The sequence below is a fragment of the Bacillus sp. GBSW19 genome, from assembly GCF_002998655.1.
Classification (GTDB): Bacteria; Bacillota; Bacilli; order Bacillales; family Bacillaceae; genus Bacillus.
On record NZ_PVRF01000002.1, the window covers coordinates 486,043 to 508,257 of the forward strand.

Genomic DNA, 22,215 nt, shown 5'->3' on the forward strand with positions numbered 1-22,215 from the left:
AGTCCGATACGAGCGTGGATCGGGCTTTTTCTTTATTTTTTGATTCTAACAGCCGTCTCATACTTATTCTTCCAGTACGTACTTGTTTTCATATTCGTAAGCACGACACCATTTGAGACGGTGACATGAATGACTTGATTTGACCCTGCATAAATCGCCGGCATCAATGACGTTCCACTAAAGAAAACGAGATCTCCCGGCTTCAGCTCCGAACGTTTCACAGGCGTACCTGTCTTGACTTGACCTGACGCATAGCGAGGCAGATCAATACCAAGCACTTCTCGATACACGTACTGTGTGAACCCTGCTGTGTCAAATCCCTCTTCTGGATTCGTCCCGCCTTTGACATAAGGAACTTCACCAATATACGTAGCGGCTTTTGAGACAACCGGATCTTCTTTTGATAATTTCAGGTCCGTTAATCGTTTCGCACCTGTCCATTTCTCGCGCCAATACGATTCAGACAAATAAGAAATCGTGACACTTTCCGAACGGCTCGCATGAATAAAACGATCGCCCCCAATATACATCCCTACATGAGAAATGCCTGGCTTATATGTGTTGCTAAAAAAGACAAAATCCCCAGGACGTATATCATCTAATGCCACTTTTTCTCCAACCATCCACTGCTGTTCAGCACTTCGAGGTAAATAAATCCCTAGTGATTTTTCAAATAAATATTGTAAAAAGCCTGAACAATCAAAGCCAACCTTAGGGTCTGCTGCACCAAATACATAAGGAATACCTACATATTTCATCGCATCTTTCACAAGACGGTCATCAGAGATTTCTGGTGTGCCGGGCAGTCGTTTGACTGCATAAAATCGGTCCGTCCAGTATTTGCTTTTGCTGACATCTGTTTTCACCACACCCTGACTGAGCGTGATGTGGATGACCTGATCGTTACCAGCGTACAGCGCCACATGCGTCGGGATATCCTTTGTTTCTTCAAGGCTGCGGAAATATACAAGGTCACCGGGCCGGGCTTTGTCCCATGATACCTTTTCCCCAATCTGATACTGGTCGATCACCTTCCGCGGCAAATCAAATGCTCCTGATGTCTTGTACGCATATTGAATAAACCCAGATGCGTCAAAGCCCGTTTTTGGATCGGTTCCTCCTTTATGATAAGGTGTTCCAATCAGCTTTTCCGCTTGCTCCAAAGGAGACGCTGTTTGAGCAGATACTTCTGATTGAGACATGAACATCAGCCCTACGAGCACACACCCACCAATCAACATTCCTTTCCATTTCATGATCTTTCCCCTCCTTTCTTCTATAGTTTCGGCATGACACCTTTCATTTTACACCTTTTTTCGACAAAAAAGAGCACGCAATGCGCGCCCTCTATGCTCTTTAAAATTATTTACTTGCTTCCGTTTTTGATTGCTTTTGCTGTTCGATTTTCTGCATTTCAACCGAGATCTTTTGTTTTTCATGATCTGTGAGGCTGTCACTAAATTTAAAAGCAGACATAAAGACAAAGACTAAAATTAACGCAACAAACGGCCAGCTTGCTTTTAGGAATTTCATTTCTTCTCTTTCCCTCCGTTTTCTTTTAAGTGTTTAACTTTATCAGCGTGATCTACTTCAAAGAAAATGTGTCCGTCTTTTTCTTTCCAATCCGCATTCGTACCATTTGTCAGCATACGGATAATGGATTTTGATTCAAAAGATCCTGCTTTAACCGGAGCAGGTGTTGCTTCCTTGATATACATTGGGACAACTTCAAATGTCGCTTTTCCATCTTCATTCAGATGATACTGAACAAGTGCAGAATCACGTGTTCTTGACCAGCCTTGGTCAAAAATAAAGTTCCCTAAGCTATAGAAGATCGCCGTGCCGTTATAGACTTCCATTGGCTCAAGAACGTGCGGATGAGCACCGATAATGATATCAGCACCAGCTTTTGACATCGCTCTTGCCAATTCTCTTTGTCTATCGTTTACCTCATTGTTGTACTCCTGTCCCCAGTGAGCATGAACAACGACGATATCTGCCTTTTCAGCAGCCTGCGAGATCATCGGAATAAAGATAGATGGATCGGCTGGCAAGATACCCGCCTGGCGATTCGTTGCTTTAAAATCTTTCCCATACACATCAGTAAAACCAAGTGTAGCGATTTTGACACCATTTACTTCTTTGTACGAAATGTTCTGCTTCGCATCCTGAAGGTTACGGCCTGCGCCTGTATAATCCATGCCAGCATGTTCAAAGGCATCAATCGTGTTGTTCAGCCCTTTTTCACCATAGTCTGCCGCATGGTTATTTGCAAAATTTAATACAGAGAAATTCAAATCCTTCAACGCTTTGACAGAATCTTCGTCTGTTTTCAAATGAATATTCTTTTGTGCCGCTTGTTCTTTATCTGATGCGACTGGATGCTCAAAGTTACCAGTCACATAATCTGACACATCAAAATATGGCTTGGCGTAACGAAAGAGATGCTGTTTTCCATAGCGGTCTGTTACTTTCTCTACGTTTCTTCCAAACATAATGTCACCGACAAACGAAGCGGTCAGGATGTTTTCTGGATTCTTTTGTACAGTTGGCACTTGTGCTTTCCCGATAAACGTAAATAGAAATGTACAAGCAATGACGATCGGTAAAGCAATCAGTACGTGTTTATTCGTCTTTTTCTTTTGGTTCTTTGTGATTTTCAGCAGCTTTTCCTGAAAGCTCAATTTTTTATTCATCATTGGACACACCTTATCTTAAAATAGATAGTAAACATACATGATGGCAAATGTTGCACCACTTAGAAGTAACGTGCTTCCAAGGGTAATCGTAAGACCCTGCTTTTGAATCGTATTTGCAATCAATCCAGGAACGATAATACCGATTCCGCGGAATTCTGCTATTTCAAATGGAACCACTGGATAGAAGAAATCAAATACAAGCTTTAAGGCGATCCCTGTAATTAGCATCGCAGCAAACTTTCTGCGTCCGTATAAAATCATAAATTTCGATAGACCAAAGCGAACGATGACATACGTAAGCAAGCTGACAGATAAGACGACTAAAATAAAGACTGGCTGGTTAAATACAAGCGCCAGATAACCTGGGACAACAAGTCCAGCTGGTACGATTCCTGTTTTTTCTGCAAAGATTAAACTAAGTAGAACACCTAAAATTAACGAGATATAAAGATCTGATCCGAACATTTTCTATATTTCCTCCTAGCTGACAAGCTGCTTAATTTTGTATTCTTGAATTTTTTCGATTAACGGTTCAGCGGCACCATGAATATTGCCGACTCCATAAACCACTCGATTATGAAGCTTTTTCTCAAGCATATTCATAATTTCTTCTGTAGATTGATATTCAAGGTTGTGTAAGTGGTCAGCCGGAATTTTCCCATCCTCATATGCCTTCACAATTGGATCTGTTGTTTCACCAATCAAGACAAGATCACTTGCTTCAATATAAGGAAGTACATCTTCCGCAAACTGGATCGTTCTATCTACACGATCCGCACGGCAGTTCATGATAATAATCGGTTCATCTGTTGGATATCCAATCTCTTTCACACGCTTCCAAATGTTCAATGTAGATGATGCGTCATTTGCCGCAAAACCATTTACAAAGTGTCCAGGTGTTTTCGCGTCCATTAATGGAAGAATTCTCATCGCTCCTGGATCAGGTGGCGCATTTAACATTCCTCTGAATGCCGTATCTTCATCAATTCCTAATGCCTGTGCAACACCAAGTGCAAGTGAGGCATTATCTGGGAAGACCATGTACTCAAATTTCCGTAAATACTCATCAGAAATCTTGGAATTATCTGCAACAATGACTTCTGTGTTGCGTTTTTTCGCAATCTCTTTAAAGAATTCCGTATATTCACTATCCGTAATAACCAAGTGTCCATTGTAAGGAATTGTCGCTGTAAAGGCTTCTGCTATTTCATCAAGTGTCGGCCCCATTACGTCCATATGATCTTCAAGAACGTTTACGATCACGCCAATATTCGCTTGAAGCAGCTCTTCCTGAAAGATAATTTGGTAATCTGGATTTACTGCCATACATTCACTGACGATGGCATTTGCTCCTCTTTCAACGGTTTCTCTCATAACTTCCTTCTGCTCACCGATATTTGGTCCTTGCGGTTTCCTTTTAATCGGTTTCTCCTCTGGCGTATCCCAATAAATCATTCTTGCATCTGTTCCCGTTGTTTTGCCGACAGTTTTATAACCTGCCTCCATTAAGATACCGGTTGTCAATCTTGTAACGGTAGACTTTCCGCGAATACCATTAATATTGACGCGCACCGGCAAGGCATCGATATTTTTCTGGTGACGCTTCTTTTCAATAAAGCCAATCCCTAACATGATGACACAGGCTATAACGATTAACCACATCGCTTATCTACATCTCCTTTTTTTATGAGTGTGATATGTAAATTCAATCAACAGTATATATGTTCAGCATAAAATCACAATCGGTATTATGTAACATAATCTTTCACTTCCTCGTATGCCAAATTCCTCTAATCAGAAGGCGGATTTGCCTAGCTCTTCTTTAAATGAAAAGGCCAAAAGGCGGACAAAAATTGGTATGAATTTCAGCTTCAATCAAGAGAAAGCGTTACCATCAAGCATCGGAAAATCTTTTGTCCTTTTCTCCCTAAATTTTTTGACAATTATTAAGATGTATTTTGAATCAATGTTTTAAAGCCCTTTAAACTCTATAACATCAGTCATATCAGCGCTTTAAATGAATAGTGCGTGCTTTGGAATGTTTTCGATTTTTGAAGGAACAGGTTAGAAAGTCATCCTCATCGGTCAGAATGCTACGCGTTGACCTATGACAAAGGTCACCTCTAAAAAAATCAAGTCATATGCTTATTTTCGGGTCACAAAAAATTGGGATAAGATGTAAACTATTGATCATTTCGGAATACCTGCTTTTTACGATATTCGCTCCTTATGACCTAAACAATGAAACATTATTCATTTGTTTTTATCAAGATTCATCATTTCTTAACATTTTTAATATGATTTTAGTTGAAAGTTGTCAATTCATGTCATGCTTTCCCCAAAGATGACGAATAAAATCAGCTTCTCCGCTTACACTAAGGTTAAAAAATCTGTGAGAGGAGGCTAAAGATGCCAAACAGCAATGAGCAAACACGGTTGCATTTTTTATCAGGCAGCTTCGAGGAAAAAATCCGGATTCTGAAAAAAACATTTCAGCAAAGCGGGGATTTTGAATACCGAGAGTTAATGGTGAATGAAACGAAATCTGTCCTGTTTTTTATTAAAACAAGAGTAGATGAAGGCAAATTAAATGATTTCATTATCGGCAACTTGTTAGGACCTCCTGGAAAGCAGGAATATACGAAATCTCTCAGTACACTCGAAACTGGTGACTTGACGCTGATTACAGACAGTATTATTGCTGGAAGCATTGCGTTTCTTGATGAAAATTCCTCACAGATCAAATTGTTTTCTGTCGGTCAGCCGCCGCTGCGCTCTATTTCTGAACCTTCATCTGAAAGTATTATTGCTGGAGCACATGACGGATTTGTTGAAAGTCTTGATACCAACATCTACTTACTGCGTTCGCATTTAAATGATCGAAAGCTCGCCATTCAGTATCATAAGATTGGTACAAAATCTGAAACAAAGCTTGCGACTGTTTATATATCTGATATCGCTAATCAAGAAAAGGTAGAAGAGGTAAACAAACGGATTTCTTCTATTAAAGTAGACACGCTGCTAAGTCCTGGCTCTATTGTTGAGGCGATTGAGGATGATTCATTTTCTATTTTCCCGCAGCTTATTGATACAGAGCGCCCTGATAAGGTGAGATCTGCAATCCTTGAAGGGCGAATTGTGGTGATGATGGATGGCAGTCCGATGGCTATCATTCTTCCTGTCACCTTCTTTAGCTTCTTTCAATCACCTGATGATTATAATAGCCGCTGGATTCCGGCTACGTTTATCCGTGTTCTCCGCTATCTTGCCTGTATCATCGCAGTCATTTTGCCATCTTTTTATATCGCTGTCATTGGCTTTCATTATGAGGTCGTCCCAGATGAATTAGCCATAACGATGAAAAATTCAATTATCGGTATCCCATTTCCTCCTTTGATAGAAGCGATGCTAATGGAAATCACCATTGAACTCATTCGTGAGGCAGGGGTGCGTCTACCTAGACCAATTGGTCAAACCATTGGTATCGTAGGTGGTTTGGTCATTGGGGATGCTGTTGTACAAGCAGGACTCATCTCAAATGTTCTTGTCATCGTGGTCGCCGTGACCGCTGTCGCTTCCTTTGTCCTTCCATCATTTGAAATGACGGCCACCATTAGGATGCTGCGTTTCCCGCTCATGTTCATGGCATCAATGTTTGGTTTTATTGGCATTTCATTTGGATTATCCATCATTCTCATGAATTTATGCCGCCTTGAATCACTAGGGGTACCATACTTATCACCTGTTACTCCATTTAACTGGCAGGATTTAAAAGATACTGTAATTCGCCTCCCAATGTGGATGTACAAAAATCGCCCTGTTTATTTAAATCCGCAAAAGAAAAAGCAAATTGAACATTTGAGAGGATGGAAAAAGAAAAATGAAAAATAAAATATCTCCACCTCAAGCTGTCTTTTTTCTCATTCAATCTCAAATTGGTGTCGGTATTTTATCGCTCCCCCACTTTTTGATGAAAGACATGGGACACGATGGCTGGATGGCGATCATTGTCGCCTGTTTTTTTATCCAAATCATCAATACAATTTTCATTTACATCATTCATAAATATCCAGAAACATCATTCTTCCAAGCATTAATTGATGTATTTGGTCAATGGATTGGGAAATTACTGATTGCACTGTATATACTGTATTTTGCCTCCGTCTGTATTGTCGTTTTATCCATTTTCACCAGAATTATTGGTATGTGGGTTCTGCCGCTGACGCCAAACTGGGTCATCAATCTATTACTCATTACTTCCATTGTTTATATTGCGAAGGAGCAAATTACAGCCATTGTCAGGTTTAACTTTATCTTAACTCCCCTTCTCCTTTTGCTTTCCTTGCTGATGTTCTATTCATTAAAAGGGACCAATATCGATTATCTGATGCCTTTTTTTCAAACAGACATTTCTCAGTTTCAGCTTGGGCTGAAGGACGTCGTCCTATCGATGAATGGATTTGAGATGATCCTTATTCTTTCTCCCTTTATGAAAGGCACTATTAAGGAACGGTATAAAATCATGACCATTTCAAATATATGCACGACGCTTTACTACCTATTTATTACATTGATTTGTTTTATGTTTTTTAGTCCAATTGAGCTTGATGTGATTCCCAACCCTGTTCTTTACTTATTAAAAACCATTTCCTTCGGTATCATTGAGCGGACAGATTTAATTTTTCTTAGCTTCTGGGTGTTTATTATTCTTGCCACATTGAGTAACTATCTGTACTTTTGTGCAAATGGCATTTCCAGTTTACTGAAGAAAAAGGATCACAAAAAATATGTTTATTGTTTCGCCATTCTGATATATGCGTCTAGCTGTTTTTTGGCAGTCGATAACTTTCGCATTCAGCGTTTCAATGATTTTACAACGATTGCTCAGTATTCGTTCATTTACACACTTCCAGCATTCATGGCGATCGTTATCTTTATCAAACAACGTAAAAAGAAGGTGAAATCACATGCGTCATAAATATGTCCTGACTCTCCTCATGTGCGTGTCTCTCACCATGATGCCTGGCTGCTGGGATCAAAACCTATTAAAAAACATCTCCCTTGTCCTTACTTCCGCCATTGATCAAGGGGAAGATGATAACGCAAAAGTATCGATTACCTACCGAAAAGTACAACAGTCTCAAAGTATGCAGCAAGGAAGTTCAGGTACTTATTCAACCACTGTACTGACAACCAATGCTCCAACTTTACGTAAAGCGGGAACAGACTTCGGCCGAATGGTTGACCAAAAGATTGATATGTCAAAAATGAGGATTTTACTGATCGGTGATGAATTCTCTCAAAATCAACTTCTTCCCTACTTAGACATGTTCTATCGCGATCCGAAAAGTCCTTTGCTTGCCAATTTAGCCGTTGTGAAAGGCGGTTCAAGCATTGATGTGATCAACAAATTACTAAAAGAACAGCTCATTGTCAGTGACTATTTAAACAATCTCATTACAACTGCCTCAAGAGGTTCACAAGTGACCGCTGGAAATATTCAAAGCATACGCTCAAAGATGCTCCAAACAGGAGAAGACTTTACCCTGCCTTTAATTGTATTTGATCAGTCTAAACAACTAATCAAAGTAGCAGGTGTGGCTTTATTCGATAATGAGAAAAAAACTGGTGAGCTTTATGGTCAAGATGCCATGCTTCTCAATCTCATGAATAATAAAATCGGGAAATATGCAAATTTCACTAAAAAGATCAGAAATGATATGGAGTTGAAGGGAAATAACTATATTACCATCCAAGTCACCGACTTAAAACGAGATATTCGTATTCTCAATTCTGATCATCGAAACGTGACAATTGGGCTAGATTTCGAATTCAAAACAGCTGTCGTTGAATATCCGAAAGACAATTTAGATAGTACGAAAAAGATCGATGAACTAAACAAACGATTATCAGCTATTTTCACAAAGGAAGCAGAAAAAGTAATCTCTGTTTTGCAGAAATCAAACTCCGACGTGTTAAGTCTTGGAAGAAAGTATCGCGTTAAAAATTATGATGAATATGTAAAAATGAATTGGAAAACTGATTATCCAAATGTAAAAATCATCCCAAAAATCAAAGTGAATATTACAGAAACAGGGATTACTAGTTAATAAAAGGAAGATAGCATCTTTCTTTTATTTTTTTATTTTTTTAAGATTGTCATTTAAAAGCTTTCGTGATAACCTATTTGTGTAAACGGTTACACATTGACGAAGGGAGGCACTCCATTGGCTACAATTAAAGATGTTGCAAAAGCTGCACAAGTGTCTGTTGCCACTGTTTCACGCGTGCTTAACGATACTGGATATGTCCATACAGATACAAAAACCCGCGTGACACAAGCGATGCAGGAGCTGAACTACTTTCCCAATGAAGTGGCTAGATCCCTTTTCAAAAGAGAATCACGCTTAATCGGTTTGATTTTACCTGATATTACGAATCCCTTCTTCCCTCAGCTCGCTAGAGGCGTTGAGGACGAAATTCATGCGCATGGTTTTCGATTATTATTCGGAAACAGTGATGAAGATCGAGAGAAGGAAATGGCCTATTTACAAACCTTTAAACAAAATCAAGTGGTCGGTGTCATCGCTGTCACAAACGAACCTGAATCAGATATATACAATGATGATGAATTACCGGTTGTGTTCTTAGATCGAACCGTTCCACATGCACCTTCTGTGTTTGCAGATGCAGCAGCTGGCGGGAAAATGGCCGCAATGGAATTAATCAGACGCGGCAGCCGGCAGATCACACTGCTAAAAGGACCTGCCCACCTTCAAACAGCGAGGCAGCGATTCAAGGGCGCACTCGATGTACTGACGGAAAAAGGAGTCGACTTTCATGTGATGTCTAATGCTTCATTTTCCTTTCAAGAAGCCCGCAAGAGCGCCAAGGCTCTTTTCCAGCTGTACCCTGAAACAGATGGCATCATTGCCAGCAATGACATCGTCGCAACAGCGGTCATACACGAAGCGCTTCGGATCGGAAAAGCCATTCCAGATGATGTTCAAATCATTGGGTTTGATGATATTCCGCAAAGCGAGCTGCTCTTCCCTTCCTTATCTACGATTAGGCAGCCTGCCTATGAGATGGGAAAAGAAGCGGCACAGCTGTTAATCAAAGCGATTCAGAAACAACCTATAGATCAACCAGTTATCCAAATGCCCGTCTCTTTTATTGAACGAGAGACCACAAGAAAGGTGGATTCACAATGAGTCATATTGTCGTAGTAGGAAGCTGTTCTATGGATTTAGTCGTCACATCGGATAAACGGCCAAATGCCGGTGAAACGGTGTTAGGCGAATCATTTAAAACCGTCCCAGGGGGAAAAGGCGCCAATCAAGCAGTCGCAAGTGCCAGACTCGGTGCAGATGTATACATGGTCGGCCGAGTCGGTGATGATGCTTATGGTCAGGATATTGTCAGCAATCTACAAGATCAAGGGGTCCGCACCCCATATATGAAACCGGTTACCGAAATGGAAAGCGGCACCGCTCATATCATTTTAGCAGAAGGTGATAACAGCATTGTCGTGGTCAAAGGAGCAAATGACGAGGTCACTCCTGACTATGTTAGAGAGGCACTTTCTACAATAGATGATATTGGGATAGTTCTCGTTCAGCAGGAAATACCTGAAGAAACAGTCGAAGCTGTCTGCTCCATTTGCAGCGACAAAGAAATCCCTGTGATTTTAAACCCTGCACCTGCCCGCAAAGTATCGCAGCAGGTTTTAGACCAGGCTGCCTATATTACACCGAATGAGCACGAAGCTGTTCTCATGTTTGATGGACTCCCAATTGAAGACGCCTTGCGTCAATACCCTAACAAATTACTCATCACAGAAGGGAAAAATGGGGTTCGATTTTTTGACGGATTGAAAGAAGTGCTAGTTCCAGGCTTTCCTGTTGAAGCAGTTGATACAACAGGAGCAGGCGATACCTTTAACGGAGCCTTGGCTGTAGCCTTAACAGAGGGCAAATCTCTCTATGACGCACTTGCCTATGCCAACCTTGCAGCATCAATGTCTGTCACAAAGTTCGGTGCACAAGGCGGCATGCCAACAAGAGAAGAACTGGAGAAAAAGAAATGAAAAAAAACGGCATCTTAAACAGTCATATCGCCAAGGTACTTGCTGACCTTGGTCATACAGATACAATCGTCATCGCAGACTGCGGTCTTCCTATTCCAGAAGGTCCAGTCAAAATCGACCTGGCGTTATCAATCGGCACACCGTCCTTTCAGGAGGTCACCTCTCTCCTTCTTCAGGAAATGGCGGTTGAACACATTACTGTGGCTAGTGAAATCAAAGAAGCCAATGAGCGAGATCATCTATTTCTAAAGAAAGCGTTCTCACAGCCATTACATGATGTAGACCACGAGACGTTCAAAAACATGACCAAGCAGGCAAAAGCAGTCATTCGCACGGGTGAAGCCACCCCATACGCAAACTGCATTCTTCATGCCGGTGTCATCTTTTAAAAGGAGGAGCCAGATATGAACATTGAGATGCATAACATCCATAAGGCCTTTGGAAAAAACACCGTTCTTTCCGGGGTCTCCTTTGACCTCGTCACAGGTGAGGTCCACGCGCTCATGGGCGAAAATGGCGCGGGAAAATCAACTTTAATGAACCTGCTCACAGGTCTTTATTCATTAGATCAAGGAACGATTCAAATCGACGGAAAAGAAACCGCTTTCAAAAATCCGAAGGAAGCGGAACAACACGGCATCGCCTTTATTCATCAGGAGCTCAACATATGGCCGGATATGACCGTCTTGGAAAACCTATTCATCGGGAAAGAAATCTATACGAAGTTTGGATTGCTAGACACAAAGAAAATGAAGGTTCTTGCCCAAAGCCAGCTGGACCGATTGTCTGTGAACCTCTCGCTTGATCAAGAGGCAGGCAGCTGCTCTGTTGGACAAAAACAGATGATTGAGATTGCAAAGGCATTAATGACTGATGCGAAGGTGATCATCATGGATGAGCCAACAGCAGCTCTAACAGACCGTGAGATTGAAAAGCTCTTTCAGGTCATTGAATCTCTCAAAAAAGAAGGCGTATCCATTGTCTATATTTCTCACCGTATGGAGGAAATCTTTGCGATCTGTGACCGGATTACAATCATGCGCGATGGGAAAACAGTCGATACGAAAGCCATACCTGAAACGAATTTCCATGAGGTCGTCAAAAAAATGGTCGGCCGCGAATTAACAGATCGATACCCTGAGAGATTGCCTTCTCTAGGAGATATTGTCCTTGAGGTGAAGCAAGCGACAAGAAAAGGACAATTCCATGATATCAGTTTCTCAGTCAAAGCTGGAGAAATCGTCGGTGTTGCAGGCTTAATGGGCGCTGGCAGAACCGAAATGATGCGGTCGCTGTTTGGTCTTGATCCTCTTGATCAAGGTGAAATCTGGGTCCATGGGAAAAAGGCTGTCATTAAAAAACCAAGTGATGCCGTCAAGCTCGGTATCGGCTTTATCACAGAGGATCGCAAAGATGAAGGACTCATGCTGGATGCATCCATCCGAGAAAACATTGGACTGCCAAACTTAGAAAGCTTCTCTCCAAAAGGACTGATTGATAAGAAAAACGAACAGGATTTTGTCGACCTGCTCATCAAAAGACTGACAATTAAAACGGCTTCCTCTGAAATTTCTGCTCGAAGTCTCTCTGGTGGAAATCAGCAAAAAGTCGTCATCGCCAAATGGATCGGCATCCAGCCGAAGGTCTTAATTTTAGATGAACCGACAAGAGGTGTCGATGTCGGAGCGAAACGAGAAATCTACCAGTTAATGAATGAACTGACTGATCGAGGTGTTGCCATTTTAATGGTCTCCTCTGAGCTCCCAGAAATTCTAGGGATGAGCGATCGAGTGCTTGTCATTCATGAAGGAACCATCAGCGGAGAATTAAATAAATCAGACGCAACACAAGAACGAATTATGACACTAGCTACAGGAGGGAAGTAACATGAAACCACTTACTTCAAATGGACGATTTGACAACATCATGCAAAAGCTTGGGCCATTCTTAGGACTCATCATCCTTGTCGCAATTGTTTCTATTTTAAACCCAGCCTTTTTAGAGCCATTAAACATCTTAAACTTACTGAGACAAATCTCCATTAATGCCCTCATTGCCTTTGGAATGACGTTTGTTATTTTAACCGGAGGAATTGATTTGTCTGTCGGTGCCATTTTAGCACTTTCTAGTGCTCTGACTGCCGGATTTATCGTGTCTGGTATGGACCCGATTTTAGCTATTATCGTTGGCTGTATCATCGGCGCTATTCTTGGGATGGTCAACGGTCTTTTAATTACAAAAGGAAAAATGGCTCCTTTTATCGCAACACTTGCCACGATGACCATTTTTAGAGGATTAACACTTGTTTATACAGACGGAAACCCGATTACAGGACTCGGTTCTAACTATGCCTTTCAGTTATTCGGCCGCGGGTATTTCTTAGGCATTCCTGTTCCAGCAATCACGATGCTTCTCACCTTTATCGTACTTTGGGTGCTGCTTCATAAAACACCTTTCGGCAGAAGAACGTATGCCATCGGCGGAAATGAAAAAGCTGCGCTCATTTCAGGAATCAAAGTACCGCGCGTAAAAATTATGATCTATTCACTGGCAGGTTTCATGTCTGCTTTAGCGGGTGCCATTTTGACCTCTCGCCTAAACTCAGCTCAGCCAACAGCTGGCACATCCTATGAGCTTGATGCGATTGCTGCTGTTGTACTTGGCGGGACAAGCCTGTCTGGCGGAAGAGGGCGAATTGTCGGCACACTGATCGGGGTGCTCATCATCGGTGTCTTGAACAATGGTATGAACTTACTTGGTGTATCATCATTCTATCAATCTGTTGTGAAAGGGATTGTCATCTTGATTGCAGTCCTACTAGACAGAAAGAAATCTGCTTAAGGAGGCAGCTGCTATGAAAAAATATCTCATTCTCATTCTGACTCTCTCATTATTCATGCTTTCTGCCTGCTCGCTAGAACCGCCAGAGTGGGCCAAATCAACAAAAGATGGAAAGAAAAAAGACATCAAAATCGGGCTCTCGATCTCGACCTTAAATAATCCATTTTTCGTTTCTCTCAAAAATGGTGTGACGAAAGAAGCGAAAAAGCTTGGCATCGAAGTGGTCATTGCAGATGCACAAAATGATTCAGCTAAACAAACCAGTGACGTAGAAGATTTAATTCAGCAAGGGGTTGACGCATTACTCATCAACCCAGCGGATTCATCTGCTATCTCAACCGCTGTCGAATCAGCGAATGCTTCAGATATTCCTGTCATCACATTAGACCGTTCAGCAGAAAGCGGAAAAGTAGAAGCACTGGTCGCCTCAGATAACGTCAAAGGCGGCGAAATGGCAGCTAACTTTATCATCGACAAGGTCGGTAAAGGAGCAAAAGTCGCTGAACTAGAAGGTGTACCAGGCGCTTCCGCTACACGTGAGCGCGGAAAAGGATTCCATCAAATAGCGGATAAAGATCTAAAAGTGACAGCAAAACAAGCGGCTGACTTCGACCGGACAAAAGGACTGAATGTCATGGAAAACCTCCTTCAAGGAAACCCTGACATCAAAGCCGTTTTTGCCCATAATGATGAAATGGCACTTGGCGCTCTAGAGGCGATTCAAAGCTCTGGAAAAGACATTCTCGTCGTTGGCTTTGACGGAAACGAAGATGCACTCAACTCGATCAAAGCAGGAAAACTATCTGCCACAGTCGCCCAGCAGCCAGAGCTGATCGGGAAACTGGCAGTCGGCGCTGCAAACGACGTCCTAAAAGGGAAAAAAGTAGAAAAGAACATCGCAGCTCCACTGAAACTAGAACAGAAAAAATAAACACAAAACCCCCGATAGCTCTCGGGGGTTTTTCCTATTATTCCGGTCTTTTCAACACAAATGACGTCCCTAAATGGGCGTAATCATTTCCCGCTAAACGGGCGACTGGCTTTAGTTCATGAGTCGAAACATATCCTTTTTCTGCATCATACACATCCTCATCTAAATGCGCACACACAACCCGGCCAATGATATGATCGACCGTGATCTCTCCTTCATCATTTTGAAAGGTAAGATGCTTTTCAAGCTGACATTCAAAGCGAATACGTGCTTCCTGAATTCCCGGCACTGACACGACATGGCTCTTTACTTGATGAAGACCGGTTCGATCCAGCTCACTCTCTTCCTGTGGCAGCGTAGCAGCTGTTTCGTTTATATCTTCTATTATCGCTTCATCACTCACATGGACCACAAATTCTCCCCTGTCAATCATATGCTGCGCTGTATCTTTCATCTGACCTTCGCGTCGTCCGATAGAAACTGCGAGGAGCGGCGGGTGTCCGCTGATGACATTAAAGAAACTAAATGGTGCGGCATTGACGACATCATCTTTAGACAGACTTGTAATAAACGCAATCGGTCGTGGAACAATAGAGCCCGATAATAATTTATATGCTTCTTTTCTTGATAGCTGATCCATTTGCAACGTAATCAATTCAGACACGCCTCCTTTTGGTGTATCGACATCATACCATACCCCTTTTTTCTATGCCTCTGATTCCGGCTCGGTGCGATGCAGGATATGGTGGACAAGATGAAATAAAGCAGGATTATGATTCTCTCGTCTATAGGAAATCGTCCATTCCGCCAGAAGCTGTTCACCTTCAATGGACCGATATACAACATCTAGATTAAATAAACGCCGGGCTGATTTTGGAATGACCGCAATACCGATACCAGCTGTGACAAGGCCAATAACCATTTGATATTCCGCTGCTTCCTGCACAATATTCGGAGAAAATCCGTACTTTTCACATAGCAGGACAAAGTGTTGATAAAGGGACGGCCATGATTCCTTTGATAAAGAAATGATCGGTTCATGCCGGATATCTTCGATCGTGACCGCCTCTTTTTTCGCCAGCGGATGATTTTTCGGAATCGCAAAAATACATTCACTTTGCTTCATCAAACGGCTGACAAGTTCTTCATGCGGAGATGTAGGATGTAAAAAACCGATATCAATCTCCCCATTTAAAAGCGCCCCTAGCTGCTGCGGAACAGAAAGCTGCTTCAGCTCAATACTGACAGAGGGATACAGCTCTCTGAATTCGCGTACAACTGGCGGCAGAATATCATACGTCGCTGTTCCAACAAACCCTATGATGATTTTCCCCAGCTCTCCTCTTGCTGTATGCCGTGCATGATCAACGGCTTTATCAAGCTGCTGCAGCACACCACGCACCTCATGTAAAAAGACCTTTCCAGCAGCTGTTAACTCCACCACTCGCTTCGACCGGTGAAACAAAGGAAACCCCAATTCTTCTTCAAACTGCTTAATTTGCTGACTAAGTGGAGGCTGTGTCATATTCAACCGTGCGGCTGCTCTGCCAAAATGCAGCTCCTCCGCTACTGTGACAAAATACTGCAAATGTCTCAGTTCCATCCTTTCACTCCTCGCGCACTTATTCGTGAAACATATTAAAACCACGTTAAACATATATTGGAAAATTTTCTTTTTGAAATGTATAGTAAATCATATCATGAAAATATATTTTCATAAAAAATTTTACTTGCCGAAAGGAGTGCGGGGTAAATGAATTCTCAAGCACAACCCCTAACAAGACGAGGAGCAGAATTGATTGTCGATACGCTGATTGCTCAAGGTGTGACCCATGTTTTTGCGATTCCAGGTGCAAAAATTGATGCCGTATTTGATGTATTAAAAGACAGAGGTCCAGAACTTGTCCTATGCAGACACGAACAAAATGCAGCCTTTATGGCAGCCGCTGTCGGCCGCTTAACCGGCAAACCAGGTGTTTGTCTCGTCACATCAGGTCCTGGCGCATCTAATTTAGCAACAGGTCTATTAACAGCCAATACAGAAGGTGACCCTGTTGTCGCAATCGCTGGAAACGTCATTCGTGCGGATCGGCTGAAACGAACACATCAATCACTCGACAATGCGGCATTATTCAAACCAGTCACAAAATACAGTGTTGAAGTACAAGACGTTCATAATATACCTGAAGCCTTAACAAATGCTTTTCGCGCGGCACAAAAGGGGCAGGCTGGAGCAGCATTTATCAGCTTTCCACAAGATGTCGTGACAGAACATACCACACAAACACCAGTGTCTGCTCACCCTTCTCCAGAACTAGGTCCTGCACCGGATGCTCTCATCAGTTCGGCCATCGCCAAAATTCAAAATGCACACTTACCTGTTGCGATTGTGGGAATGAAAGCAAGTCGTCCAGCTGCTGCAAACGCCACTAGAACATTATTGAAAACACTTGGGATTCCATTTGTCGAAACGTACCAAGGAGCCGGCGTTCTCTCAAGAGAGCTTGAGTCTCAATATGTAGGCAGAATCGGCTTATTCCGGAATCAGCCGGGGGATCTACTCATTGAACAAGCAGATGTCCTTTTGACCATCGGCTTTGATCCAATCGAATATGATCCGAAGCATTGGAATATTCAGCCGCAGCAGCGCCAGATCATCCATGTGGATGACATGCAGGCAGATATTGATCATTTTTATGAGCCAGCGCTTGAGCTTGTAGGCAATATAGCTGAAACCGTTAAACATCTAGCCCATGACAGTGTTCCACTTTCTCTATGCAAAGAACAAATTGATTTAGTCACTGAATTACAGGAGCTGTTAAGCGACATTGAAAAAGCACCAGAAAGAGACAGTCATCTATCTCACCCGCTGAATGTCATTCATACATTAAGACGCCTGATTCCTGATGACACGAAGGTCACGTGTGATATCGGATCTCACGCGATTTGGATGTCGCGTCACTTCCGCGTCTATGAGCCGAACACATTCCTGGTGAGCAACGGAATGCAAACATTAGGCGTCGCCTTACCATGGGCAATTGCGGCTTCCATACTGAATCCAGATGAAAAGATCATTTCGGTCTCAGGTGATGGCGGTTTTCTCTTCTCTGCAATGGAGCTTGAAACAGCCGTCCGCATGAAAACAAATCTCGTTCACCTTGTTTGGAATGACAGCACATACGACATGGTGGCGTTTCAGCAGGAAATGAAATATGACCGCACATCCTGCGTTGAATTCGGACAGATCGACTTAGTGAAATATGCGGAAAGCTTTGGAGCGACTGGATTACGGGTTAACTCACCTGAAGAGCTTTCAACTGTCCTTCAAAAGGGTATAAACATAGAAGGACCCGTTATTATTGATATTCCGATTGACTATCAAGACAACCCAGACCTCGCCAGTCAAAAATGGCCAGAAGTCTTTCGTGAAAAACACACATTGAACGTCAGATAAGATGTCCATACATTACATCAAAGGAGTGAGCGGATATGGGTATGATGCACCCAATGAATCAACAGAACGACACAAGACAACATGACAAACAGCAAGAGGTTTATCAAGTATCGACGATGACCTCTTTACTGGAAGCCGTATATGATGGAGATTTCTCCCTTGCACATATTCCCAAGCACGGTGATTTCGGCATTGGTACATTCAATCAATTAGATGGAGAGCTGATCGGCTTTGACGGCGCATTTTATCGACTGCGCTCGGATGGAACAGCGACACCGGTTACCGATCAAGACTATTCACCATTCTGCTCTCTAGCATTCTTTGAAACAGATATCGTTCATCGAATTGATGCAACCATGACGTCCAAAGAGCTAGAAGAAGAAATCGACCGCATTTTACCTAGTAAGAATGTTTTTTATGCGATCCGCATTGATGGATCATTCAAAAAGGTTCAAACACGTACGGTCGAAAAACAGGAAAAACCTTACGTTCCGATGGTGGAAGCAGTCAAGGCACAGCCTATTTTCGATTTCGAGGATATTCAAGGAACGATCGCTGGTTTCCGTACACCGCAGTACGCACATGGTATTGCGGTGAGTGGATATCATCTTCATTTCATTGATGATGATCGAAGTGTCGGCGGACACGTATTTGATTACACCGTTGATCAAGTGACCATCCGCATTTCTCAAAAACGTCATATGAATTTACATCTGCCAAATACGCAGGAATTCTTCCAAGCAGACATTGATCGAGCTGACCTTGCACAACAAATTGCCAGTGCGGAAAGCAGCCCAGATCAATAAAATGAAGACACCCCGTTGATTCCGGGGTGTCTTTTTATGCAAAAAGATTATTTATCACTCCATGATATTTCATTTCGTTAGTAAATTTAAATTCATTCATTCTATTCGTAATGAAATATGATAAAATACCAACAGAAGAAAGGTGGTTATACGGTGTCAAACGACTATAGCATTCCGAACCTAACATTAGATGAAAGGGATAAACAAATTTTATCCCTATTACACGAGGACGGGCGTATGTCCTATACAGATCTCGGGAAACAAGTCGGTCTTTCACGTGTAGCTGTGCAAGCCCGCATTCAGCAGCTGATTGAAGCAGGCGTCATTGAACGATTCACCACTGTGATTAACCCTGCTAAGATCGGCATTCACGTCTCTGTCTTCTTTAATGTAGAAGTGGAACCGAAATTTTTAGAAGCAGTAGCCCTTCAACTTGAGCAGGAAACAGCTGTCACAAGCCTTTATCACATGACAGGGCCAAGCAAGCTGCATATGCATGGCATTTTTCAAAATGAACAGGAAATGGAGGCATTCCTGACAAAAAAGCTATACCCGCTAGAAGGCGTCGTGAGTGTGGACTGCCAAATGCTCATTAAACGATACAAAAGCCGAATGGGCATGAAATTGTAGACAGGAGTTGAAGCACTTGCAATCATATATTGAACTCATCATCGCTATGGTGCGAACCGGTATTCTCGGTTTTGGCGGAGGCCCTTCCGTCATACCGCTCATTCGCCATGAAGCGGTGGTGAAATATCAATGGATCAATGATGACGAGTTTGGAGAAACACTCGCCATCGCCAATGCATTACCAGGTCCGATCGCGACCAAAATGTCGGCATATCTCGGCTATCGATTGAAGGGCGTATCCGGCGCAATTGTCGCAACAGCTGCTCATATTTTCCCAACATGTCTCGCCATGGTGGCACTCGTCACACTTGTCAGCGTCTTAAGCTCCTCACAAATCATTCAAAATATGATTGGCGCCGTGACACCAGTTATTGCCGTCCTGCTCGGGATCATGGCATACGAGTTTGGACAAAAAACGATGAAAGGCTTCGGAATGATCTTCGGTATCGCTCTATTCCTTCTTGCCTTTATCGGACTGCAGGTGCTGTCCATTCATCCAGGAATCATTGTCATCATCTTTTTATTCTATGGCGCCTTTCATTTCAAACTGAAACAACGCTGGAATCGAACAAATAAAGAGAAAGGAGTGTCTTCATGATGCTGATTCTCTTTTTATTCTGGGCATTCTTCTTGTCCAATCTATTAGGATATGGCGGAGGGCCTGCATCCATCCCGCTCAATTATGAAGAAATCGTCAATCATTTTCATTGGATGACGAACGAAGGGTTCTCCAATATGCTTGCATTAGCCAATGCACTGCCAGGACCAATTGCTACGAAGATCGCGGCATATGTAGGCTATGACGTCATGGGCTGGCCGGGCTTTATCGTGGCACTGCTTGCAACTGTACTGCCATCAGCCATTGGATTGATTTTATTGCTCAAGTTGATTGACCGCTTTCGCCAATCCCCTGTCGTAAAAGGCATGACCTTATCCGTACAGCCCGTCATTGCGATGATGATGCTTTTATTAACATGGGAAATCGGCGGAGATGCAGTGAAAGCCATCGGCTGGACGCAATCATTCGCCATTGCCGCGATCTCCTTTTTCTTTATGACCAAATTCAAAATGCACCCCGCCTTTCTCATTGTGGCTGCCTTTTTATATGGCGGATTCATTCTGCCGCATTAAAAAAACCGATAACATGGCCTGTTATCGGTTTTCTTTTACATATAAATTGGAGAAACCGGTCTGCGCCCAATCGAATGATACTCGATCCCTGCTTGTTCTGCCGCTTCAAGCGTGTGACAGTTTCGCCCATCAAAAATAAGCGGCTGTCTCATCCATTCCTTGTAGGACGTGAGCGGAAACGTCTGAATCTCCGTCCACTCTGTTAATATACAAACTGCATGGACATCCTTTATCGCTTCTTCAATCGTTTGAGCAAACAAGACTTGATCCGGCAGTTCACGAGCGGCATGACGTGTAGCAACAGGATCATAAGCCACAAGCTCCGCGCCTAATTGATGGAGTTCATGAGCGATCGGAACCGACGGCGCCTCCCTCATATCGTCTGTATTCGGTTTAAAGGACAGGCCAAGAAGCGCAATTCGCTTCCCTTCAAGATTTGCCCCCAGTCTCTCCTGAATGCTTCGGATAAAACCAGCTCGCTGCTCATTGTTTACTTTAATGACAGCCTTTAGCAGCTCAAAATCGTGGGACACATGCCCTGCGATTTGGACAAGTGCATTTGTATCCTTTGGAAAACAAGAACCTCCGTAGCCAATCCCCGCCTTGAGAAACGAAGAACCGATCCGCTGATCGAGCCCCATTCCCCGCGCAACCCATTCAACATCAGCACCTGTTTTTTCACAAATGGAAGCAATCTCATTCATAAAGCTGATTTTAGTCGCAAGAAAAGCATTTGATGCATACTTGATCATTTCGGCACTTTTTCGGTCTGTTTTGACCACTGGCAGGTGGAAATCAGCATACATCTCCTCTAGCTGGTCTAATACGGCTTTTGTTTCAGCCCCAATGACAAGCCGATCTGCCCTCAAAGTATCTGAAATGGCAGAGCCTTCCCGTAAAAATTCTGGGTTAGATGCAATAGATAACGGCTCATTCCGTCCTAATTCTTGATGTATCATCTGATCGATTTGATCACCCGTTCCGACAGGCACCGTACTTTTCACCACAAGAACCGCACCTGATTTCGCTTTTGTGCCCATCTCCTTTGCAGCCCGAAACACATACTGTAAATCAGCTTGGCCGTCTGCCTGCTGCGGGGTGCCGACCGCAATCATTAACACATCAGCCCGCGGGTAGGCTGCCGCTCCATTTATGTAAAATTGAATTCGTCCTTGCTCAAGATTGCGTTTCAGCAATTCTTTTAATCCTGGCTCATACATTGGTGGATGTCCTTGTTTCAGCTGCATGACCTTTTTCCGGTCAATATCAATACACGCCACATTGTGCCCTGCCTCCGCTAAACACACACCTGTGACCAGCCCCACATATCCACAGCCTGCAATTGCAATATTCATGACACCATCAGCTCCCCATACGCCTTATGCTTGTAATGACATCGTATGCCGGGAGCTTTCGTTCCATTCATAAAAGCATACAAAAACCCCCTGCCATCACTAGCAGGGGGTCACTTTTATGAAACAAGACCATTTCGAATATGAGCAATCAGATTTTCAAGCATTTCTTTTGTGGTGACATCATTTGAATTCTCACCAATATCATGAGCGTACATCAAAATTTTTAAAAACTCTTCTTGATTTAAACCCTTATTGTCCATGTCTGTATCCTTTCGATTC

General features: G+C 42.8%; 23 protein-coding genes. 14 read left to right on the forward strand and 9 right to left on the reverse strand.

All coding sequences use genetic code 11. The features are described from left to right. Nucleotides 1–32: 32 nt before the first annotated feature. The 5 genes from C6344_RS12220 to pgsB form a co-directional block, all read right to left on the reverse strand. Complete coding sequence (locus tag C6344_RS12220) at nucleotides 33–1,256, reverse strand: C40 family peptidase (RefSeq protein WP_060597445.1); 1,224 nt, start codon at nucleotides 1,254–1,256, stop codon at nucleotides 33–35. 106 nt (nucleotides 1,257–1,362) lie between these two features. Then, a complete protein-coding gene (gene edmS / locus C6344_RS18870; RefSeq protein WP_003213661.1) occupies nucleotides 1,363–1,533 on the reverse strand; it encodes an extrachromosomal elements maintenance protein EdmS in 171 nt (56 codons plus the stop codon). Continuing rightward, entirely contained in the window at nucleotides 1,530–2,696 is a 1,167-nt protein-coding gene (locus tag C6344_RS12225; RefSeq protein ID WP_034660209.1) for a CapA family protein, read from the reverse strand. The genes edmS and C6344_RS12225 overlap by 4 nt, the downstream gene beginning before the upstream one ends. A gap of 18 nt (nucleotides 2,697–2,714) precedes the next feature. After that, nucleotides 2,715–3,164 carry a poly-gamma-glutamate biosynthesis protein PgsC gene (gene pgsC / locus C6344_RS12230; protein WP_012011488.1) on the reverse strand — a complete coding sequence of 150 codons (450 nt, stop codon included), beginning with the start codon at nucleotides 3,162–3,164 and terminating at the stop codon, nucleotides 2,715–2,717. 15 nt (nucleotides 3,165–3,179) lie between these two features. Continuing rightward, entirely contained in the window at nucleotides 3,180–4,361 is a 1,182-nt protein-coding gene (gene pgsB, locus C6344_RS12235; RefSeq protein WP_034660210.1) for a poly-gamma-glutamate synthase PgsB, read from the reverse strand. 747 nt (nucleotides 4,362–5,108) lie between these two features. Here pgsB and C6344_RS12240 point away from each other — a divergent pair. The 9 genes from C6344_RS12240 to rbsB all read left to right on the forward strand — a co-directional run bounded on the left by C6344_RS12240 (nucleotide 5,109) and on the right by rbsB (nucleotide 14,560). After that, a complete protein-coding gene (locus tag C6344_RS12240) occupies nucleotides 5,109–6,590 on the forward strand; it encodes a spore germination protein (protein ID WP_066031637.1) in 1,482 nt (493 codons plus the stop codon). After that, complete coding sequence (locus C6344_RS12245) at nucleotides 6,580–7,677, forward strand: GerAB/ArcD/ProY family transporter (RefSeq protein ID WP_060597449.1); 1,098 nt, start codon at nucleotides 6,580–6,582, stop codon at nucleotides 7,675–7,677. The genes C6344_RS12240 and C6344_RS12245 overlap by 11 nt, the downstream gene beginning before the upstream one ends. Continuing rightward, complete coding sequence (locus C6344_RS12250; protein ID WP_066031636.1) at nucleotides 7,667–8,809, forward strand: Ger(x)C family spore germination protein; 1,143 nt, start codon at nucleotides 7,667–7,669, stop codon at nucleotides 8,807–8,809. The genes C6344_RS12245 and C6344_RS12250 overlap by 11 nt, the downstream gene beginning before the upstream one ends. 117 nt (nucleotides 8,810–8,926) lie before the next feature. Continuing rightward, on the forward strand, nucleotides 8,927–9,913 hold the full coding sequence (locus C6344_RS12255; protein ID WP_060597451.1) for a LacI family DNA-binding transcriptional regulator: 987 nt from the start codon (nucleotides 8,927–8,929) through the stop codon (nucleotides 9,911–9,913). Next, nucleotides 9,910–10,788, forward strand: a complete 879-nt coding sequence (gene rbsK / locus C6344_RS12260; RefSeq protein WP_060597453.1) for a ribokinase — start codon at nucleotides 9,910–9,912, stop codon at nucleotides 10,786–10,788. Before C6344_RS12255 ends, rbsK begins: the two co-directional genes overlap by 4 nt. Further along, nucleotides 10,785–11,177 carry a D-ribose pyranase gene (gene rbsD, locus C6344_RS12265; RefSeq protein ID WP_060597455.1) on the forward strand — a complete coding sequence of 131 codons (393 nt, stop codon included), beginning with the start codon at nucleotides 10,785–10,787 and terminating at the stop codon, nucleotides 11,175–11,177. Before rbsK ends, rbsD begins: the two co-directional genes overlap by 4 nt. Before the next feature lie 15 nt (nucleotides 11,178–11,192). Beyond that, a complete protein-coding gene (locus C6344_RS12270; protein WP_106036455.1) occupies nucleotides 11,193–12,674 on the forward strand; it encodes a sugar ABC transporter ATP-binding protein in 1,482 nt (493 codons plus the stop codon). Nucleotide 12,675: 1 nt separating this feature from the next. Then, on the forward strand, nucleotides 12,676–13,629 hold the full coding sequence (gene rbsC, locus C6344_RS12275; protein ID WP_003215300.1) for a ribose ABC transporter permease RbsC: 954 nt from the start codon (nucleotides 12,676–12,678) through the stop codon (nucleotides 13,627–13,629). A 13-nt stretch (nucleotides 13,630–13,642) separates the two neighbouring features. Further along, on the forward strand, nucleotides 13,643–14,560 hold the full coding sequence (rbsB, locus tag C6344_RS12280; RefSeq protein ID WP_095285700.1) for a ribose ABC transporter substrate-binding protein RbsB: 918 nt from the start codon (nucleotides 13,643–13,645) through the stop codon (nucleotides 14,558–14,560). 37 nt (nucleotides 14,561–14,597) lie between these two features. Here rbsB and C6344_RS12285 read toward each other — a convergent pair whose 3' ends face one another. Together C6344_RS12285 and alsR are read right to left on the reverse strand one after the other, a co-directional pair. Next, nucleotides 14,598–15,200, reverse strand: coding sequence for a flavin reductase family protein (locus C6344_RS12285; RefSeq protein ID WP_375567733.1), 603 nt, complete (start codon nucleotides 15,198–15,200; stop codon nucleotides 14,598–14,600). A 66-nt stretch (nucleotides 15,201–15,266) separates the two neighbouring features. Beyond that, nucleotides 15,267–16,163 (reverse strand): acetoin biosynthesis transcriptional regulator AlsR, encoded by an 897-nt coding sequence (gene alsR, locus C6344_RS12290; protein WP_060597460.1) that lies wholly within the window; start codon nucleotides 16,161–16,163, stop codon nucleotides 15,267–15,269. A gap of 150 nt (nucleotides 16,164–16,313) precedes the next feature. Between alsR and alsS the strand changes: the two genes are divergently transcribed. The 5 genes from alsS to chrA all read left to right on the forward strand — a co-directional run bounded on the left by alsS (nucleotide 16,314) and on the right by chrA (nucleotide 20,581). Beyond that, on the forward strand, nucleotides 16,314–18,014 hold the full coding sequence (alsS, locus tag C6344_RS12295) for an acetolactate synthase AlsS (RefSeq protein ID WP_060597461.1): 1,701 nt from the start codon (nucleotides 16,314–16,316) through the stop codon (nucleotides 18,012–18,014). 35 nt (nucleotides 18,015–18,049) lie between these two features. Next, nucleotides 18,050–18,820: an acetolactate decarboxylase gene (budA, locus tag C6344_RS12300; RefSeq protein ID WP_106072971.1), complete on the forward strand. Its 771-nt coding sequence runs from the start codon at nucleotides 18,050–18,052 to the stop codon at nucleotides 18,818–18,820. 153 nt (nucleotides 18,821–18,973) lie between these two features. Further along, nucleotides 18,974–19,450 carry a chromate efflux transcriptional regulator ChrS gene (chrS, locus tag C6344_RS12305; RefSeq protein ID WP_106036452.1) on the forward strand — a complete coding sequence of 159 codons (477 nt, stop codon included), beginning with the start codon at nucleotides 18,974–18,976 and terminating at the stop codon, nucleotides 19,448–19,450. Nucleotides 19,451–19,457: 7 nt separating this feature from the next. Beyond that, nucleotides 19,458–20,048, forward strand: a complete 591-nt coding sequence (gene chrB, locus C6344_RS12310; protein ID WP_060597464.1) for a chromate efflux transporter ChrB — start codon at nucleotides 19,458–19,460, stop codon at nucleotides 20,046–20,048. Next, the gene (gene chrA, locus C6344_RS12315) at nucleotides 20,048–20,581 is read left to right on the forward strand and encodes a chromate efflux transporter ChrA (RefSeq protein WP_060597737.1); all 534 of its coding nucleotides are present in this window, start codon (nucleotides 20,048–20,050) and stop codon (nucleotides 20,579–20,581) included. Before chrB ends, chrA begins: the two co-directional genes overlap by 1 nt. A 35-nt stretch (nucleotides 20,582–20,616) precedes the next feature. On the opposite strand, the gene C6344_RS12320 is transcribed toward chrA, so the two are convergent. Both C6344_RS12320 and C6344_RS18875 read right to left on the reverse strand, forming a co-directional pair. Next, on the reverse strand, nucleotides 20,617–21,936 hold the full coding sequence (locus C6344_RS12320; RefSeq protein WP_066031633.1) for a UDP-glucose dehydrogenase family protein: 1,320 nt from the start codon (nucleotides 21,934–21,936) through the stop codon (nucleotides 20,617–20,619). A 116-nt stretch (nucleotides 21,937–22,052) separates the two neighbouring features. Beyond that, complete coding sequence (locus C6344_RS18875) at nucleotides 22,053–22,196, reverse strand: YwzD family small protein (protein ID WP_003214884.1); 144 nt, start codon at nucleotides 22,194–22,196, stop codon at nucleotides 22,053–22,055. Between the last annotated feature and the right edge of the window lie 19 nt (nucleotides 22,197–22,215).

Coding starts and splice junctions, on each gene's coding strand:
- C6344_RS12220 (WP_060597445.1), bottom strand. CDS start 1,256: ATGAAATGGAAAGGAATGTTGATTGGTGGGTGTGTGCTCGTAGGGCTG.
- edmS (WP_003213661.1), bottom strand. CDS start 1,533: ATGAAATTCCTAAAAGCAAGCTGGCCGTTTGTTGCGTTAATTTTAGTC.
- C6344_RS12225 (WP_034660209.1), bottom strand. CDS start 2,696: ATGAATAAAAAATTGAGCTTTCAGGAAAAGCTGCTGAAAATCACAAAG.
- pgsC (WP_012011488.1), bottom strand. CDS start 3,164: ATGTTCGGATCAGATCTTTATATCTCGTTAATTTTAGGTGTTCTACTT.
- pgsB (WP_034660210.1), bottom strand. CDS start 4,361: ATGTGGTTAATCGTTATAGCCTGTGTCATCATGTTAGGGATTGGCTTT.
- C6344_RS12240 (WP_066031637.1), top strand. CDS start 5,109: ATGCCAAACAGCAATGAGCAAACACGGTTGCATTTTTTATCAGGCAGC.
- C6344_RS12245 (WP_060597449.1), top strand. CDS start 6,580: ATGAAAAATAAAATATCTCCACCTCAAGCTGTCTTTTTTCTCATTCAA.
- C6344_RS12250 (WP_066031636.1), top strand. CDS start 7,667: ATGCGTCATAAATATGTCCTGACTCTCCTCATGTGCGTGTCTCTCACC.
- rbsK (WP_060597453.1), top strand. CDS start 9,910: ATGAGTCATATTGTCGTAGTAGGAAGCTGTTCTATGGATTTAGTCGTC.
- rbsD (WP_060597455.1), top strand. CDS start 10,785: ATGAAAAAAAACGGCATCTTAAACAGTCATATCGCCAAGGTACTTGCT.
- C6344_RS12270 (WP_106036455.1), top strand. CDS start 11,193: ATGAACATTGAGATGCATAACATCCATAAGGCCTTTGGAAAAAACACC.
- rbsC (WP_003215300.1), top strand. CDS start 12,676: ATGAAACCACTTACTTCAAATGGACGATTTGACAACATCATGCAAAAG.
- rbsB (WP_095285700.1), top strand. CDS start 13,643: ATGAAAAAATATCTCATTCTCATTCTGACTCTCTCATTATTCATGCTT.
- C6344_RS12285 (WP_375567733.1), bottom strand. CDS start 15,200: ATGGATCAGCTATCAAGAAAAGAAGCATATAAATTATTATCGGGCTCT.
- alsR (WP_060597460.1), bottom strand. CDS start 16,163: ATGGAACTGAGACATTTGCAGTATTTTGTCACAGTAGCGGAGGAGCTG.
- alsS (WP_060597461.1), top strand. CDS start 16,314: ATGAATTCTCAAGCACAACCCCTAACAAGACGAGGAGCAGAATTGATT.
- budA (WP_106072971.1), top strand. CDS start 18,050: ATGGGTATGATGCACCCAATGAATCAACAGAACGACACAAGACAACAT.
- chrA (WP_060597737.1), top strand. CDS start 20,048: ATGCTGATTCTCTTTTTATTCTGGGCATTCTTCTTGTCCAATCTATTA.
- C6344_RS12320 (WP_066031633.1), bottom strand. CDS start 21,936: ATGAATATTGCAATTGCAGGCTGTGGATATGTGGGGCTGGTCACAGGT.
- C6344_RS18875 (WP_003214884.1), bottom strand. CDS start 22,196: ATGGACAATAAGGGTTTAAATCAAGAAGAGTTTTTAAAAATTTTGATG.